General features: G+C 62.4%; 16 protein-coding genes. 13 read left to right on the plus strand and 3 right to left on the minus strand.

Going from position 1 to position 16,860, the window contains the following annotated elements; genetic code table 11:
- Positions 1 to 71: 71 nt before the first annotated feature.
- On the minus strand, positions 72 to 1,031 hold the full coding sequence (miaA, locus tag H0274_RS03880; RefSeq protein WP_226793024.1) for a tRNA (adenosine(37)-N6)-dimethylallyltransferase MiaA: 960 nt from the start codon (positions 1,029 to 1,031) through the stop codon (positions 72 to 74).
- Between miaA and serB the strand changes: the two genes are divergently transcribed.
- Both serB and H0274_RS03890 read left to right on the plus strand, forming a co-directional pair.
- Positions 1,024 to 1,905 (plus strand): phosphoserine phosphatase SerB, encoded by an 882-nt coding sequence (gene serB / locus H0274_RS03885; RefSeq protein ID WP_226793025.1) that lies wholly within the window; start codon positions 1,024 to 1,026, stop codon positions 1,903 to 1,905. The genes miaA and serB overlap by 8 nt on opposite strands.
- 129 nt (positions 1,906 to 2,034) lie before the next feature.
- Positions 2,035 to 2,880, plus strand: coding sequence for a Coq4 family protein (locus tag H0274_RS03890; protein WP_226793026.1), 846 nt, complete (start codon positions 2,035 to 2,037; stop codon positions 2,878 to 2,880).
- Positions 2,881 to 2,935: 55 nt separating this feature from the next.
- Here H0274_RS03890 and purL read toward each other — a convergent pair whose 3' ends face one another.
- Positions 2,936 to 5,110: a phosphoribosylformylglycinamidine synthase subunit PurL gene (gene purL, locus H0274_RS03895; protein WP_226793027.1), complete on the minus strand. Its 2,175-nt coding sequence runs from the start codon at positions 5,108 to 5,110 to the stop codon at positions 2,936 to 2,938.
- 110 nt (positions 5,111 to 5,220) lie between these two features.
- Here purL and H0274_RS03900 point away from each other — a divergent pair, with 110 nt between their 5' ends.
- From H0274_RS03900 to queA, 5 genes are all read left to right on the plus strand, one after another.
- The gene (locus tag H0274_RS03900) at positions 5,221 to 5,478 is read left to right on the plus strand and encodes an exodeoxyribonuclease VII small subunit (protein ID WP_226793028.1); all 258 of its coding nucleotides are present in this window, start codon (positions 5,221 to 5,223) and stop codon (positions 5,476 to 5,478) included.
- 3 nt (positions 5,479 to 5,481) lie between these two features.
- Positions 5,482 to 6,390: a polyprenyl synthetase family protein gene (locus H0274_RS03905; protein ID WP_226793029.1), complete on the plus strand. Its 909-nt coding sequence runs from the start codon at positions 5,482 to 5,484 to the stop codon at positions 6,388 to 6,390.
- Positions 6,391 to 6,903, plus strand: a complete 513-nt coding sequence (coaD, locus tag H0274_RS03910) for a pantetheine-phosphate adenylyltransferase (protein WP_226793030.1) — start codon at positions 6,391 to 6,393, stop codon at positions 6,901 to 6,903.
- A 95-nt stretch (positions 6,904 to 6,998) separates the two neighbouring features.
- Positions 6,999 to 7,688 (plus strand): peptidylprolyl isomerase, encoded by a 690-nt coding sequence (locus H0274_RS03915; RefSeq protein WP_226793031.1) that lies wholly within the window; start codon positions 6,999 to 7,001, stop codon positions 7,686 to 7,688.
- A gap of 68 nt (positions 7,689 to 7,756) precedes the next feature.
- Complete coding sequence (gene queA / locus H0274_RS03920; protein WP_226793032.1) at positions 7,757 to 8,791, plus strand: tRNA preQ1(34) S-adenosylmethionine ribosyltransferase-isomerase QueA; 1,035 nt, start codon at positions 7,757 to 7,759, stop codon at positions 8,789 to 8,791.
- 76 nt (positions 8,792 to 8,867) lie between these two features.
- Here queA and H0274_RS03925 read toward each other — a convergent pair whose 3' ends face one another.
- A complete protein-coding gene (locus tag H0274_RS03925) occupies positions 8,868 to 10,817 on the minus strand; it encodes a sensor domain-containing phosphodiesterase (protein WP_226793033.1) in 1,950 nt (649 codons plus the stop codon).
- Between the two features lie 140 nt (positions 10,818 to 10,957).
- Here H0274_RS03925 and H0274_RS03930 point away from each other — a divergent pair, with 140 nt between their 5' ends.
- From H0274_RS03930 to H0274_RS03955, 6 genes are read left to right on the plus strand one after another with little or no spacing between them, the layout of a single operon-like run.
- Positions 10,958 to 11,908 carry an ABC transporter ATP-binding protein gene (locus H0274_RS03930; RefSeq protein WP_226793034.1) on the plus strand — a complete coding sequence of 317 codons (951 nt, stop codon included), beginning with the start codon at positions 10,958 to 10,960 and terminating at the stop codon, positions 11,906 to 11,908.
- On the plus strand, positions 11,905 to 12,696 hold the full coding sequence (locus tag H0274_RS03935; RefSeq protein ID WP_226793035.1) for an ABC transporter permease: 792 nt from the start codon (positions 11,905 to 11,907) through the stop codon (positions 12,694 to 12,696). Before H0274_RS03930 ends, H0274_RS03935 begins: the two co-directional genes overlap by 4 nt.
- A gap of 19 nt (positions 12,697 to 12,715) precedes the next feature.
- A complete protein-coding gene (locus tag H0274_RS03940; RefSeq protein ID WP_226793036.1) occupies positions 12,716 to 13,672 on the plus strand; it encodes a DUF481 domain-containing protein in 957 nt (318 codons plus the stop codon).
- Positions 13,673 to 13,721: 49 nt separating this feature from the next.
- A complete protein-coding gene (gene tgt / locus H0274_RS03945) occupies positions 13,722 to 14,855 on the plus strand; it encodes a tRNA guanosine(34) transglycosylase Tgt (RefSeq protein ID WP_226793037.1) in 1,134 nt (377 codons plus the stop codon).
- A 43-nt stretch (positions 14,856 to 14,898) separates the two neighbouring features.
- Positions 14,899 to 15,078 (plus strand): hypothetical protein, encoded by a 180-nt coding sequence (locus H0274_RS03950; RefSeq protein WP_226793038.1) that lies wholly within the window; start codon positions 14,899 to 14,901, stop codon positions 15,076 to 15,078.
- Positions 15,078 to 16,700 (plus strand): NAD(P)/FAD-dependent oxidoreductase, encoded by a 1,623-nt coding sequence (locus H0274_RS03955; protein ID WP_226793039.1) that lies wholly within the window; start codon positions 15,078 to 15,080, stop codon positions 16,698 to 16,700. Before H0274_RS03950 ends, H0274_RS03955 begins: the two co-directional genes overlap by 1 nt.
- Positions 16,701 to 16,860: the final 160 nt, after the last annotated feature.

The raw sequence follows: 16,860 nt of genomic DNA on the forward strand, positions 1-16,860 counted from the left end.
CATCCGATTGCATGGCCCGATGAGCCAAACTCGACGAGCCAGCTACGGGATCATTTATAACGCGTCAAGGCTTAGTTGGGTAATAATCTTTCAAAATAAAATTTGAGAGGGTAATCGTGTGACTCAAATCTTTGCCAATCGCCCGGGAACTGGTGCTTTGCCCATGTGAATTGCCGCTTCACGTAATTTCGTGTCGCCTGGGAGCCTTTTGATTGCGCTTCTGCAAGGCTCCATTCTCCGCGCAAAAAGCCCGCGATTTCCGGTACACCGATAGCACGCATCACCGGCAGGGCAGGGTCCAGCCTGCGGGCAAGCAGGGCCTTCACTTCCTCCACCGCGCCGCTTTCCAGCATCCGCGCAAAACGGGCATCGCAGCGGCGATAGAGTTCATCGCGCGGCGGAAGCAGGACCACGGCGTGAAGATCGACCGCCGCGCTGATCCCACCCTCGCTGCGGGCCTGCCAGAAGGAGAGGGGCTTGCCGGTGGAGCGGATCACTTCCAGCGCGCGGGCCACCCGCGTGGTGTCCGCCGCATCGAGCCGGGCGGCACGTTCCGGATCTTCGGCCTTCAGCGCCTCGTAAGCCTCACTGACCGCCATGGCGCGCACTTCATCGCGCACATTTGCGTCGATTTCAGGAACAGGAGCGATGCCGTCCAGCAGAGTGCGGATATAGAGGCCGGTGCCGCCGACCAGGATCGGCACGGCGCCTTGTGCCTGTATCTCGGCGATTTCGCGCCTCGCGGCAGCGGCCCAGTCAGCGGCGGAGCAGGCGGTCGCCCCCTCCCACGCGCCGAACAGGCGGTGTTCGACGCCTTGCATTTGCTCGGCTGAGGGGCGCGCGCTCAGCACGGCGAGATCGGCATAGACCTGCGAGGCATCGGCATTCACCACCACGCCCCGGCGGCCGTGACTCGCAAGGGCGAGGGCGAGCCTTACTGCGAGATCGCTCTTGCCGCTGGCGGTCGGCCCTGCAATTAGCGCCAACGCCGGCAGGTGGCCGGACGAATTCGGAGACTGATCCTTGCTCATTGCCCGGCTGATAGCAGACCCTGCCACTCTTTCGGCAAGTCTCGATGCGGCAAGTGTCGCGCTGGAACGCGAAGGCATGCGCCTTGCCATGGCGCAGATGCTTGATTTCTGCGGCGGCGTGCTGGAGCTTTCGCTGCCGGAAGGGGAGAGCGAAGCGCTACGCGCCGTGCTGGACGAACATTTCCGCCCATCGGACCTGATCGTGGCGGAGGCGGATTTTCGGATTCCCAACCTGTTCGTCTCGGATATGGATTCCACCATGATCCAGGCCGAGTGCATTGACGAGTTGGCCGATTTCGCCGGGATCAAGCACCAGATCGCCGTCATTACCGAGAGGGCGATGCAGGGCGAACTCGATTTCGAAAACGCCCTGCGCGAGCGGGTGATGCTGCTGCGCGACCTTTCGGAAGGGGCGATCTTCGAATGCCTCGATACCCGCATCGATCCAATGCCGGGCGCACGTGTGCTGGTCGAAACGCTGAAGAGCAAGGGCTGCCGCACCGTTCTGGTGACGGGCGGTTTCCACCAGTTTGCCGATCCCGTGGCGGAATTGCTCGGTTTCGAGCGGGTCGTGGGCAATCGCCTCGCCGTGGAAGGCGGAGTGCTGACCGGCGGCCTTGTGGGCGGCATCACCGACAGCGGGGTGAAGAAGGCCGTATTACTGGAAGAAATGGCCGAGCTTGGCGCCGAAGCAGTCTCGCTCGCCACGGGCGACGGGGCTAACGACATCCCGATGCTGGAAGCGGCGACCTATGGCATTGCCTATCACGCCAAGCCCAAGGCACGCGCCGCCGCCAATGGCTGGATCGACAGGGGCGATCTGACCGCCATCCTGAGCCTGCTGGGCATTCCCGAGAATGAGTGGGTAAGCTGAGCGGAGACCGCGCCGATTCTTGATTCCCGCTTTCGCGGGATCACGAAGGTTATCTCCGCATGACCAGCTTGGCCTGGCTGCGCACGAGCCAATATTGACATCAGTGTAAGTAAGGTCCATTTTTCGGGAATGGACGTTACGGAACCTGTGCAGGATTTCAGCAGCGCCGCGCCTTCCGGCATGGGCAATTGCGCTGTTCCGGCAGACCTTCCGCTGATCGATCCGCTGCGCCCACGGGTTCGCTATCGCCCCCTCAAGGCATGGAGCCATTTCCGGCGGCTGGTGAAGAACAAGGAAGATACTTCCGAAGTCTTCCGCATTTTCGAGGCCTTGCCCTGGAAGGGCATGCCGCGCGCCGCCCGGCAGTTTCTCCGCAGCGAGCAGGGCAGGGCCACGATCGGTGCCGAACCTTCGCTGGTGAAGCTGCTGGACGATCACGCGGCCTTGCGCCGCACGCCCAAGGGCAGCCTTGCCCATGCCTATTGCGATTTCATGGAAAGCGAAGGGCTGACCGCGCAGGGGCTGGTGGATGAGTTCGAGCGCTTCATGGCGGACCGGCGGCAGTTTCAAGACCAGTTTTCATTCTATCTCAACCGGCTGCGTGACACGCATGATTTGCTGCATGTGCTGACCGGCTATGGCCGCGATGCGCTGGGCGAACAATGTGTACTGGCTTTCACATATAGCCAGCAGCCCGCGCCGGCGCATCTGTTGATCGCTTATGCCGGCGCGCGGGAAATCGCCAAGCGGACGCCTGCGGCGCCGATATTCCGGGCGGTGCGGGAGGCGCAGCTGCTGGGCAAGGCCTGCCCGCGCGTGGCGGAGCTTCCGGTGCGGGAATTGCTGCCTCTGCCGCTGGAGCAGGTGCGGACCATGCTGAACATCACGCCGCCGCTATATTACAGGCAATGCCACCGCGCCTGGCGCGATGGCGGGATCGATCCCTATACCGTGCTGAAACCGCAGCCGGCCTGAATTGAGCGGCCTGATCGCGCCATCCGGGGCTTGCGCCCGCGGATGGCGATCCGGATCAGCCTTCCATCCAGTCCTTGAAGAAGCTCTCATTGGCTTCGCGCAGGGCCTGAAGCGAGGCGCCTGCCACGCTGGAGCCGCCCACCGTGCCGATGCGCTGCGCGGCGGGAATTTCCACTCCGGCCGGGGCAGTGACCACATAGCGGCCCTGATCCTCGCCAAAGGCCTTTGCGACATCGAGTTCCATATCGAGCTGCGCGCCGATTCCTCCGGCCAGCGCCATTTCCGCAAGGGTGACCAGCAGGCCGCCATCCGAAATATCGTGAACCGCGGTGACGGCCTGCGCCTTGATGAGCGCGCGCACTTCCTCGCCATGCTTGCGCTCGGCCGCCAGGTCCACCGGCGGGGGAGCGCCGGCTTCGCGGCCATGCAGTTCGCGCAGCCACAGCGATTGGCCGAGATGGCCGGTTTCGCCGCCGATCAGCCAGATTGCATCGCCTTCCTTCTTGAAGGCGATGGTGGCCATCTTCGAATAATCGTCCAGCAGGCCAACGCCGCCAATCGCCGGGGTAGGCAGGATCGCACTGCCGCCGCCGGTGGCCTTGGATTCGTTGTAGAGCGAGACGTTGCCGCTCACGATCGGGAAATCGAGCGCACGGCAGGCATCGCCCATGCCGGCAAGGCAGCCGGTGAACTGCGCCATGATCTCCGGACGTTCCGGATTGGCGAAGTTGAGGCAGTTGGTGACCGCCAGTGGCGTGCCGCCCACCGCGCTGATATTGCGATAGGCTTCGGCAATCGCCTGCTTCCCGCCCTCGTAGGGGTCGGCATAGCAATAGCGCGGAGTGCAATCCGTGCTCATGGCCAGCGCCTTGTGCGTGCCATGGACGCGCACCACAGCGGCATCGCCGCCCGAAAGCTGCAGTGTGTCGCCGCCGACCTGACTGTCATATTGCTGCCAGATCCACGCGCGCGAGGCGAGATCGGCACTGCCCATCAGCTTGAGCAGATCCGCGCCCAGATCGGCGCTGGCAGGCACTTCGCCCACTTCGCCGGGCTTGGCCCATGCCTGATAGTCTTCGCGGCTGAGGGAGGGGCGATCATATTCCGGCGCATCGTCGGCCAGTGGGCCGAGCGGAATATCGCACACCACTTCGCCGTTGAATTCCAGTACCATATGGCCGGTATCGGTGACTTCGCCGATCACCGCGAAATCCAGCTCCCACTTGCGGAAGATCGCCTCGGCCATCGGTTCCTTGCCGGGCTTCAGCACCATGAGCATCCGCTCCTGGCTTTCGCTCAGCATCATTTCATAAGGCGTCATGCCCTCTTCACGGCAGGGCACCTTGTTCATGTTGAGCCGGATGCCCGCGCCTCCCTTGCTGGCCATTTCCACCGAGGAGGAAGTGAGGCCGGCCGCGCCCATGTCCTGAATGGCGACGATTGCGTCGGTCGCCATCAGTTCAAGGCAGGCTTCGATCAGCAGCTTTTCGGTGAAGGGATCGCCGACCTGCACGGTGGGGCGCTTCTCTTCCGAATTCTCGCCGAAATCGGCGCTGGCCATGGTCGCGCCATGAATGCCGTCGCGCCCGGTCTTCGATCCGACATAGACGATGGGGTTACCAACGCCGGTGGCGGCGGAATAGAAGATCTTGTCAGTATCGGCGACGCCCACGGTCATCGCATTGACCAGAATGTTCCCGTCATAGGCCTTGTGGAAATTGGTTTCCCCGCCAACGGTGGGTACGCCCACGCAATTGCCGTAGCCGCCGATCCCCGCGACCACGCCGGAGACGAGGTGCTTCATCTTGGGGTGATCGGGCCGCCCGAAGCGCAGCGCGTTCAAATTGGCCACCGGGCGGGCGCCCATGGTGAATACGTCGCGCAGGATGCCGCCCACGCCGGTTGCCGCGCCCTGATAGGGTTCGATGTAGCTGGGGTGGTTATGGCTCTCCATCTTGAAGATGGCGGCCTGGCCCTTGCCGTCCGGCCCTTCGCCAATATCGATGACGCCGGCATTCTCGCCGGGGCCGCAGATCACCCAGGGGGCCTGCGTCGGCAGCTTCTTCAGATGCAGGCGCGAGGATTTGTAGGAGCAATGCTCCGACCACATGACCGAGAAGATGCCAAGCTCCACCAGATTGGGCTCTCGGCCCAACCGGTCGAGGATGATGGCGTATTCGTCTTTGCTCAGGCCGTGCTCGGCCACGATTTCGGGAGTGATCTGGGACATGAAGCCGCCCTTAGCGTCGCCTATCGCCCTGCGCCAGCCCCCTCAGGCTACTTGGCAAGCTACTTGGCGCGCTTGACCCTGCGGCTTGTCCCCGTCATTGCTCGCTCAGGATGGCGGAAACCTCTGACACTATCGCTGGAATGACCTTCGAGGACGCGCTGCGCGCGCTGGAAGACGTCGTTCGCAAGCTCGAAGGCGGCGAAGTGCCGCTCGACGAATCGATCACCCTCTATGAGCGGGGGGAGGCGTTGCGGAAGCATTGCCAGGCCCGGCTCGATGCGGCGCAGGCGCGAATTGAAAAGATCGTAGCCGGGCCGGACGGCCAGCCATCGGGCACCGTGCCGCTCGATCCCGACAGGGGCGCCTGAGCCATGGCGGTTAGCGGCGTGGCAAGCGGCGTACTCGCTCGCGGGCTTGAACGGATCGCGATCGATATCGACAGGGCGTTCGACGAATTGCTGCCCGTGCCCGACGATGCGCGCCGCCGACTGGTGGAGGCGATGCGCTATGCCACTATCGGTGGGGGCAAGCGGCTGCGCCCGCTGCTGCTCGCCGCGACGGCCGATCTTTATGGAGTCGATCGCGCGCAGGCAGTGCGGGCCGGGGCCGCGATCGAGGCGATCCATGTCTATTCGCTGATCCATGACGATCTGCCCTGCATGGACAATGACGATCTGCGCCACGGCAAGCCCACCGTGCACAAGGCATTCGACGATGCCACGGCGGTGCTGGCCGGGGATTCGCTCCATGCGCTTGCCTTCGAGATTCTGTCCGATCCGCGGATGAGCGGCGATCCCTTCATGCGCGCCGAACTGGTGGTGACGCTGGCGCGGGCCAGCGGGCATGACGGCATGGCCGGCGGTCAGATGATGGACATGGCGGCGGAGACCGAGACTTTCGACCTCCATACCATCACGCGCCTGCAACAGCTCAAGACCGGCGCCCTTCTGGGGGCGGCAGTGGAAATGGGGGCGATTCTGGGCCGGGTGCCGCATGATGCCCGCACCCATCTGCATAATTACGCGCGTGACATCGGTCTTGCCTTCCAGATCGTGGATGATCTGCTCGATCACGAAGGCGATCCCGAAAAGGCAGGCAAGGCGCTGCGCAAGGATGATGTGCAGGGCAAGCAGACCTTCGTTTCGCTGCTGGGCCCCGAACGGGCGCGCGATCAGGCACAGGCGCTGGTCGATCAGGCCATCGGACACCTCGCGGTGCATGGCAAGGAAGCCGAACTGCTGCGCGCCATTGCGCGGTTCATTGTCGAGAGGGATCGTTGAGTGGCGCAGCGCATCGGCATCTATCCCGGCACGTTTGACCCGATCACGCTGGGGCACACGGATATCATCCGGCGCGGTGCCAAGCTGGTGGACCGGCTGATTATCGGCGTGACCACCAATCTTGCGAAAGACCCGATGTTCTCGCCTGATGAGCGCATGGCAATGGTCAGGCGCGAGGTGGAGGCGCTGGGGCTCGATAATGTCGAGGTGGTGGGCTTCAACGCGTTGTTGATGAAGTTCGCCGAAAGCCAGGACGCTTCGGTCATCATTCGCGGCCTGCGCGCGGTGGCGGATTTCGAATATGAATTTCAGATGGCCGGCATGAACCAGCAGCTCAATCCCCGGATCGAGACGCTGTTCCTGATGGCCGATGTCAGCCTTCAGCCCATCGCTTCGCGGCTGGTGAAGGAAATTGCCCTGTTCGGCGGTGATATTTCCCGTTTCGTCAGTGCCCCGGTTTGCGATGAGGTTGTTGCTCGCGTAAAGGAACTCGGCCGCAAGGGTGACTTCTGAGCCAACCGGATGCAGGTGCATCGTTCATTGAACCGACAGTCCTTCGCCGCTACACCTCGCGGCAATAGAGTGCTCCGAAAGAACAGTAGCTTTACATGATCAAACGCCTGACTGCCGTGGCGCTCGCCATTTCCATCGCTGCCATGCCGTCTTTCGCGGTGGCGGAAGACGCGGAGCCTGCCCCGGCGCCGCGTATCTATCAGCCGGTGAATTTCAATCCGCAGGAAGATCTGGATAATATCCTGTATCTCGACCTGTCGAACGGCAAGCGCGTTACCATCCGCCTGATGCCTAACTGGGCGCCCGCCCATGTGGAGCGGATCAAGACGCTGACCCGTCAGGGCTTTTATAACGGGGTGGTGTTCCACCGCGTTATCGACGGTTTCATGGCGCAGACGGGCGATCCCACGGCCACGGGGCAGGGCGGGTCGGAACTTCCCGACCTCAAGCAGGAATTCAATCCCCTGCCGCATGTCCGCGGCACCGTTTCCATGGCGCGCGCGCAGGGTGAGGATACGGCCAACAGCCAGTTCTTCATCGTTTTCTACCCGCGCCTCGGGCTGGACCGGAAATATACCAATTTCGGCCGCGTGATCGCCGGGATGGATGTGGTGGACGAGATAGAGCGGGGCGAACCGCCCGCGAATCCCACCAAGGTTCTGCAGGCTTCCATCGGGTCGGACAACAAGGCCCCGCCGGTGATTGCCCAGCCTGCTCCGGAAGAAGCCATCACGGCCGACATGCTGAATGCGGCTTCAACGCCCGCTCCGGCTCAAGGCCAGTAAGACGACGGCAAGAGAGAGGGGATAGCAAGGCGCTTCCCCTCAGGCACGTCCCGGCCTAGACGCGCGCCATGCGTGTTGACCTGTTCGATTTCGATCTGCCGCCTGAACTGATTGCCCTGCGCCCCGCGCGGCCGCGGGATTCCGCGCGCCTGCTGCTGGCAGCAGGCGATGCACCTTTGCAGGACCGGATCGTGAGCGAATTGCCTGGGCTGCTGCGCGCCGGCGATGTGCTGGTGTTCAACGATACGCGCGTGATTCCCGCCCAGCTCGAAGGCAGGCGGGGTGAAGCCAGGATCGGGGCCACGCTGCACAAGCGGATCGATCTGCGCCGCTGGCAGGCATTCATCCGCAACGGCAAGAGGCTGAAGGCCGGGGATGTGATCGAATTCGCCAATGGCGTGAATGCAGTGGCGGAAGAACGGCACGTGGATGGCAGCTGGACGCTTGCCTTTGCGGGCGAGGAACCGGTCGAAATTCTGCTGGAACGCGCAGGCCGCATGCCCTTGCCGCCCTATATCGCGGGCAAGCGCCCCACGGACGAGGCAGATCGACAGGATTATCAGACGATCTTTGCGGAAAAGGACGGCGCGGTCGCCGCACCCACAGCCGCGCTGCATTTTACGCCTGCCTTGCTCGACGCGCTCGATCAGGCGGGCGTCCTGCGCGAAACGCTGACCCTGCATGTTGGGGCGGGCACCTTCCTGCCGGTAAAGGCGGAGGATACGAGCGAACATCGCATGCATTCCGAATGGGGCCGGATCGATGCGGAAACGGCCGATCGCCTGAATGCCGCGCGCGCTGCGGGCGGAAGGATCATCGCGGTGGGCACCACATCCCTGCGGTTGCTGGAAAGCGCCACGGGCGAGGATGACATCATCCATCCCTTCGAAGGGGACACCGCGATCTTCATCACGCCCGGCTATCGTTTCAAGGCGATTGACGGGTTGATGACCAATTTCCACCTGCCCAAATCGACGCTGTTCATGCTGGTCAGCGCGCTGATGGGGCTTGAGAAGATGCAGGCCGTGTATGCCCACGCGATAAGGGAAGGCTATCGCTTCTACAGCTACGGGGATTCCAGCCTGTTGCTGCCCAAAGGATGATGGCGGTTCCGGCTGTCCCCGATCCAGACTGAGCCGGCCGGATGAGGCGATGGTTTCGGCCTTCGCTCTGCGCGAGTTAAGCGACTTTGCGGGAGCCCAGGCTGAGGTAATCCTGCGTGGCAAGGGGCAGGCTGCCCGGAACGCCAATCCCGTGCCGGCGAAGCAGCCCGATGGCTTTGGAGCGGCTGACCGGGCGCGAGAAGATGTAACCCTGCGCCCGGGCGCAGCCCAGTTCGGCAAGCATCTCGATCTGCTCGGCGGCTTCCACACCCTCGGCAATCGCCTCAATCCCCAGATCTCGCGCGATCTGCAATATCCCGCGCACAATGGCGGTGCTGGGATGGCGCGGCGACAGTTTGCGGACGAAGGACTGGTCCACTTTCAATATGTCGATTGGTACGGTGAGCAGATGGGTCAGCGCGGCAAAGCCCGTGCCGAAATCGTCCAGCGCGACCTTGATCCCCCGCATCCGCAGATCGCGAATGCCGGAGGACACGACCTTGTCCCGCTGGCCGAGATAGGCGTCTTCCGTCACTTCGACCACCAGATGATCCAGCGGGATGCTGTGCTCGCCAAAGGAACGGTCGATCTTCTCATGCAGATTGCCGAAATAGAAATCGGCGGAAGAGACATTCACATTGACCTGGCGCACGGGCAGGGCCTGATCGAGCCAGGAACGGATGTCTTGCGCCACGATTGCCAGCACCCGTTTGGTCAGTTCCGCTGAAACGCGCGCATCGGAGAAGGCCTCCTGAAACAGCGAAGCGGGAAGAACCCTGCCGGAGGCGTTCTTCATGCAGCTCAAGGCCTCGAAGCCGACGATCTGGCGGGTTTCTATGCAGACGATGGGCTGGTAGCGCACATTGATGCGGTCATCCCCCAGCGCATCGCTGACATTGCGGACCGCATCGCGGCGATATGCCATGCGGGTGCCAATCCCCGGCCAATAACGCACGAAGCCGCCGCGCATGGTTTCCTTGGCATGATACAGTGCGAAATCCGCATTGCGGCGGACTGCGGAAGGCATCACGTCGGTAGGGGCCAGCACCGCGCCGCCGATCGTGCAGCGTGGCAGGAATGTGTGCCCGTCATGCTCGGCCGGGGCGGAAATCGCAGCGATGAGGATTTCGGCAGCGCGATAGAGATCCTGCAGAAAATCCGCGCCCTGAATGATGATCGTGAATTCGTCTCCGCCAGTGCGGAAGACGGTATCAGGTGCCATTGCCCGCGCGATGCGCTGGCCGACAGCCCGCAGCAACACGTCGCCCGCATCGTGGCCGAACGTGTCATTCGTGATCTTGAGATTATCGACATCGACGATGAACAGCCCCCACGAACCGGGCAGTTCACAGCGCAATTGCATCAAAGCCTCGTCAAAGGCAGCCCGGTTGGGAAGGCCGGTCAGCGCATCGATCGTTGCCCTGCGTTCGCGGTCGAGAATGCGTTGTTGCCGGGCGAGGGCAAGGCCGCACAGTTCCGCACAGGTTTCCATCAGGCTCCGCTCGGTCGGGGTCGGCGCGCGCTTCTCGTCGAAATAGAGGGCAAGTGCGCCGATTGCCTGGCCATCCTCGTTACGGATCGGCATGGAACTGCAGGCGAGGAAGCCGAGCGGCAGGGCGAGCTGCTTGCACGCCGCCCATTTCGGATCGTTTTCAATATCGTCCACGCAGACGAAACGGTTGTGATAGATCGCGCTTCCGCAGGACCCGACGTCGGGCCCCACCAGCAAACCATCCATCGCCTGAAGATAGGCATTAGGCAAAGCAGGGCCTGCAAGTGGCCGCAGCATACCGGCCGGATCAACTGCTAGAATTGTGAAATGTCCAGACGCAAAGAACTGCTTGGCTTCTATGCAGAGCCTATCCAGTATTTCTTCAAGTGGACTGCCTTTAGCAATCTGCTCGAGAATAGTATTTCTGAATTTAAGCAAGCACCGATCCCAAGCAGCGCCTTTCCGGCGGCCGAATGCATAATTGGCATAGAGTTTTGAAATTTGAATTAACGGGGGCGCCTCCAGCGGCCCCATCGTCCATTTTGGCCGCGTGGCGGAAAAATCGGAGGTCGCTGCGAAGGCAGAAGCGGAACTGCGCGGGTAAAAGATATGTTTCGCATTTGCGACTGAATTGCAGCCTTGAAATGTGTGGCGGTGCGGCCAATCTCGCCCCGGTGACTGAAACGATTCTCGACATTCAGGGTCTTTCGAAGACCTACAAGAATGGGCTCAAGGCCTTGGACGGCGTGGACCTGACCATCCGCAAGGGCGAGATCTTCGCGCTTCTGGGGCCGAACGGCGCCGGCAAGACGACGCTGATCGGTTCGGTTTGCGGGTTGGTGCGGCCCACAGGCGGCACGATAACGGCCTTCGGTACGGATCTGCTGCGCAACTGGCGGTCTGCACGCGCCCGGATCGGGCTGGTGCCGCAGGAGCTGGCGACCGACATGTTCGAGAAAGTCAGCCGTTCCGTCGCGTTCTCACGCGGCCTGTTCGGTCTGGCGCCCAATCCGGAGCGGATCGAGGAAGTGCTCCGCTCGCTCAGCCTGTGGGACAAGCGGGACGAGCAGATCAGGGCATTGTCCGGCGGGATGAAGCGCCGCGTGCTGATCGCCAAGGCTCTGGCGCACGACCCGGACCTGCTGTTCCTCGACGAGCCCACCGCCGGCGTGGACGTGGAACTGCGCCGCGACATGTGGAAGCAGATTGGTGCCCTGCGTGAACGGGGGACCACGATCATCCTCACCACGCATTATATCGAGGAGGCCGAGGAAATGGCCGACCGGGTGGGCGTGATCGACAAGGGCCACATCCTGCTGGTGGACGACAAGGCGGCACTGATGGCGCGCATGGGCCGTACAGAGGCGGTTTTCAGCCTGGCCGAGCCGCTGACCGAAATTCCCTCCGCCCTTTCCGCCTTCCCGCTGCATCTCTCTGATGATCGGCGCGCGTTGATCTATCGCGGGGGCGACGGAATGGGGCAGGGCAAGCGTGATGTGGCAGACCTTACCCGTGCGCTGGTGGCCCAGGCTATCGTCTATACAGCTCTCGATATCCATGAATCGTCGCTGGAAGACATCTTCGTCGATCTGGTGGACCATCGGCCGGAAGGGACCGCAGAATGAGCGCGCATCAGGGTCGTGCCCCCCTCCTCAACTGGCGCGGGGCCTGGGCGATCTTCAATAACGAGTTGATGCGCGCCTTTCGCACCTGGATCGGCTCGATCTTCTCGCCCGTGCTGACGACATCGCTCTATTTCATCGTGTTCGGCGCGGCGATCGGATCGCGCATCAATGAGGTGAACGGGGTGTCCTATGGCGCCTTCATCGTGCCGGGCCTGCTGATGCTGACGCTATTGAGCGAGAGCACCAATAATGCGAGCTTCGGCATCTACATGCCGCGCTTCACGGGCGCGATCTACGAACTGCTCTCGGCACCGGTGGGTTTCGTGGAAACGCTGATCGGCTTTGTCGGCGCGGCGGCTGTGAAATCATTGATCCTCGCTACGATCATCCTCGTAACCGCGACCCTGTTCGTCGATTACCAGATCGCGCATCCCTTCTTTGCGCTGTGCTACATCCTGCTGATCTCTGCCTCCTTCTCGCTGTTCGGCTTCATCCTCGGCATCTGGGCCGATGGGTGGGAGCGTTTGCAGATCGTGCCGGTGCTGTTCCTCACCCCGCTGACGTTCCTGGGCGGCACGTTCTATTCGATCGAGATGCTGGGCGAGCCCTGGCGCACCATCGCGCTGGTCAACCCCATCGTCTATCTGGTGAACGGCCTGCGCTGGACGTTCAGTGGCCATTCCGATGTCAGCATCGGGGTCTCGCTCGGCATGACACTGGGATTCCTCGCAATTTGCATTGCAACCATCGCAATCATCTACCGTACCGGCTGGCGCCTGCGGGGCTGACGCGCTACCGATCAGCTGCATGGCATATCCGGTTCGACTTCTCCGTATCGCGGCGGCGTCTTGCGCTGTGGTTTCGGTTCCTGCCCTGGCGGAGCTCCCGTCGCCGGTGCGCGCCATGGTGGATGCGGCGATAGCGACTGGCGACACTGCCAAGGTCAAGACGGTGATCGAGATCGCCAAGGCCACCAATCCAGCCGATCACGCCGAACTCGATGAAATTCATGACGCCTTTTTCAAGGTTCAAGAGGAAAAGGCGCGGCTTGCAGCCAAAGAGAAGGAAGAGCGTATCCGTTCCGCCGGGCTGTTCAGGAACTGGTCCGGCCGCGGCGAAGTGGGCGCATCCTATTCTTCCGGCAACAGCCAGAATACCGGCGTGACGCTGGGGTTGGATCTGAAGCGCGAAGGTATCGACTGGAGCCACCGCCTGCGTGGCAACATGGATTATCAGCGCTCCGACGGACGCACGACGCGGGAACGCTATTTCGTGTCCTACGAGCCGCGTTTCCAGATCAATAACGGCCTCTTCACTTATGGCCTCGTCCAATATGAGAGCGATCGGTTCCAGGGCGTGGCCGGACGGCTGGCCGCCTCTGGCGGGCTTGGCTACAAGATCGTCGACGACAACAGCGTCAGCCTGTCTGCTAAGCTGGGCCCCGCCTATCGTCATACCGATTTTGTCACGGGAGCGACGGAGAGCAGCCTGGCCGTTCTGGCCGGCATGGATTTCGACTGGGCGATTACCGACCGGCTGAAACTGACGCAGGATACCAACATGGTCGCCGAAACTGGCGGCGCAGCCACGGTGATCATCGATTCCTCCAATACCACGGTTACGCTGGTAACGGGGCTGGAGGCGCGGATGAGCAGGCGCTTCTCCACGCGATTGTCCTTCACTCTCGATTACGACAGCAACCCGCCGGTGAACAAGAATACCACCGATACGCTTTCGCGCGTCTCGCTGGTCTACGGCTTCTGACTTTCCGCCCCCTCTCGACTTCGGGCGAGGGTGGCGGCAAGGGGAGCGGATGACCCGTTTTTCCTTCAAGATCGACGCCACGGACGGCAAGGCCCGTACCGGCGGCATACAGATGCTGCGTGGCGAAATCCGCACGCCTGCCTTCATGCCCGTCGGTACGGCAGCCAGCGTCAAGGCCATGAAGCCTGAGGACGTGCGCAGGACCGGCGCCGACATTATCCTGGGTAATACCTATCACCTGATGCTGCGCCCCACGGCAGAGCGTGTCGCAAGGCTGGGCGGGTTGCACAAATTCATGAACTGGCAGCGCCCGATCCTGACTGACAGTGGTGGCTATCAGGTGATGAGCCTTTCCGACCTGCGTAAAATCACCGAAGAAGGCGTCAGCTTTCGCAGCCATCTGGATGGCTCGAAACACATGTTGACCCCGGAACGGTCGATGGAGATCCAGCGCCTGCTCGGCTCCGATATCGTGATGGCATTCGATGAATGCCCCCGCGCGGATCAGCCGCGCGATGTGATTGCCCGCAGCATGGAAATGTCAATGCGCTGGGCAAAGCGCAGCCGCGACGGGTTCGATTCCGGCGAAGAACATGCCGCCCGTTCCGCTCTGTTCGGCATCCAGCAAGGCGCTCTGGACGAGGGGCTGCGCCGCCATAGTGCGGAGATCCTGACCGAGATCGGGTTTGATGGCTATGCCATCGGTGGTCTGGCGGTTGGCGAGGGGCAGGAGGCGATGTTCGCCACGCTGGATTTTGCGCCCGGCCAGCTTCCCGCCGATCGCCCGCGTTATCTGATGGGCGTGGGCAAGCCTGACGATCTTGTTGGCGCGGTGGAGCGTGGAGTCGATATGTTCGACTGCGTGCTTCCCACCCGTTCGGGCCGCAACGGTCAGGCTTTTACCTGGAATGGCCCGCTCAATTTGCGCAACGCCCAATATGCCGAGGATACCGGTCCGCTGGATGAGCGTTGCACGTGCCCCACCTGTGCGACCTATAGCCGGGCCTATCTCCAGCATCTGATCAAGTCGGGCGAGATTCTGGGCGCGATGCTGATGACGGAACATAATCTCTCCTTCTACCAGCAGCTGATGCAGGGGATGCGCGATGCCATCGGGCAGGGGCGTTTCGCCGCCTTCGCCGCCGATTTCCGCCGCGACTATCTGCGCCCGTCGAGTTCGTGACGAAGCTCTCGCCGGGTGCGAAGGGATGCGCTAAGGGCGCGGCATGGCGGAACGATTTGAACGGCACAAGCAGCCCTGGACCTCTGCGGAGATCCAGAAACTGCATACTCTGGCGAAAAAGGGCATGGCGCTGAAGGCGATTGCCAAGGCACTGACCCGCAGCGAGGAATCCGTGAAGGATCGCGCCAAGGCCGATGGGCTGACGATCGCGAAGAAGCACTGATGCTGCGCCTTTCCGGCCTTTCCCTGCCGCTCGATCACGAGGCTGAAGCGCTGCCCGCCGCGATTTGCGAGCGGCTGGGCATCGCGCGTGAGGACCTGCTCGAGTTTTCGATCTTTCGGCGTGGCAATGACGCGCGGCGGCGTAACGCTATCCAGCTTGTCTATACCGTGGACGTCGATCTGGCGGATGAGGGCGATGTGCTTGCCCGCTTTGCCGGGGACAAGGATGTTCGCCCAACGCCTGACATGGCCTATCGGCCGCCTGTTACCGCGCCCTCAGGCTGGAACGGAAAGCGGCCTGTGGTGATCGGAGCCGGTCCCTGCGGGTTGTTTGCCGGATTGATTCTTGCACAGATGGGTTTCCGTCCGATCATTCTCGACCGCGGTAAGGTGGTGCGGGAACGGACCAAGGATACCTGGGGCCTGTGGCGCCGTTCAGAGCTGAATCCCGATTCCAATGTGCAGTTCGGGGAAGGGGGCGCGGGCACCTTTTCCGACGGCAAGCTCTATTGCCGGGTGAAAGACCCGCGTTTCCTGGGTCGCAAGGTGCTGGAGGAATTTGTCCGCGCCGGCGCGCCGGACGATATTCTGTGGGAAGCGCACCCCCATATCGGCACCTTCCGCCTCGTGACCATGGTCGAAAGCATTCGTCGCACCATCGAGGAACTGGGCGGCGAATATCGCTGGCAGACGCGCGTGGACGATATCGAGCTGGATCGTCTGCCCGATGGCCGCAGGCGGCTGCGCGGTTTGCACTTGCACGATGGCACTTTTCTTGAAGCGGACCAGGTGGTCCTGGCTATCGGCCACAGCGCACGACCCACTTTTGAAATGTTGCATCGCCAAGGCGTCCATATGGAAGCCAAGCCTTTCTCGATCGGCGTACGGATCGAACATCCGCAAAGCTGGATCGATCGGGCCCGATACGGAAATTGCGCGGGCCATCCCGATCTGGGCGCGGCGGCATATAGTCTCGTCCATCACTGCGCCAACGGGCGCACGGTCTACAGCTTCTGCATGTGTCCCGGTGGGCGCGTGGTGGCCGCGACATCCGAGGTGGGGCGCGTGGTGACCAATGGCATGAGCCAATATTCGCGCGCCGAGTTCAACGCCAATTCTGGCCTTGTGGTCGGGATCGAGCCTGAGAAGGATTATCCGGGCGGCCCGCTCGCAGGGATCGAGTTCCAGCGCCATTGGGAATCGCTGGCCTATCTCGCGGGCGGATCGACTTACGCAGCGCCGGGGCAGAAGGTGGGTGATTTCCTTGCCGGTCGGCCATCCACCGAGCTGGGCGAAGTGCATCCTTCCTACAAACCGGGCGTCACCATGACGGATCTGGCCCAATGCCTGCCGCCCTTCGCGATTGAGGCAATGCGGGAGGCAATTCCCGTCTTCGGTCGGCAGATCGCGCGTTACGATCATCCCGATGTGGTCATGACCGGGGTGGAGACGCGCACATCCTCTCCCGTCCGCATCACGCGGGGCAAGGATTTTCAGAGCCTCAATACCGAGAATCTGTTCCCCGCAGGGGAAGGGGCAGGCTACGCCGGCGGCATTCTTTCAGCCGCGATTGACGGGATCAAGGTGGCGGAGGCTTTGGCCCGCAGCATCGTAGCGGATTGAACTGACAGCCGCCGGGGGCTTGGCCAGTTCTGCCGCGAGGCTTCAACAAACGGCGATTGTATCGCCTGCAGATACAATGCGAGAGGCGGCTGATGGTGCTTCCTCCATCGTCACCCTGAACCTGGTTCAGGGTCCATTTCTCCTGATCGAGCTGCCGCTC

This window comes from Fulverythrobacter ferritrahens (assembly GCF_020539485.1).
GTDB lineage: Bacteria > Pseudomonadota > Alphaproteobacteria > Sphingomonadales > Sphingomonadaceae > Andeanibacterium > Andeanibacterium ferritrahens.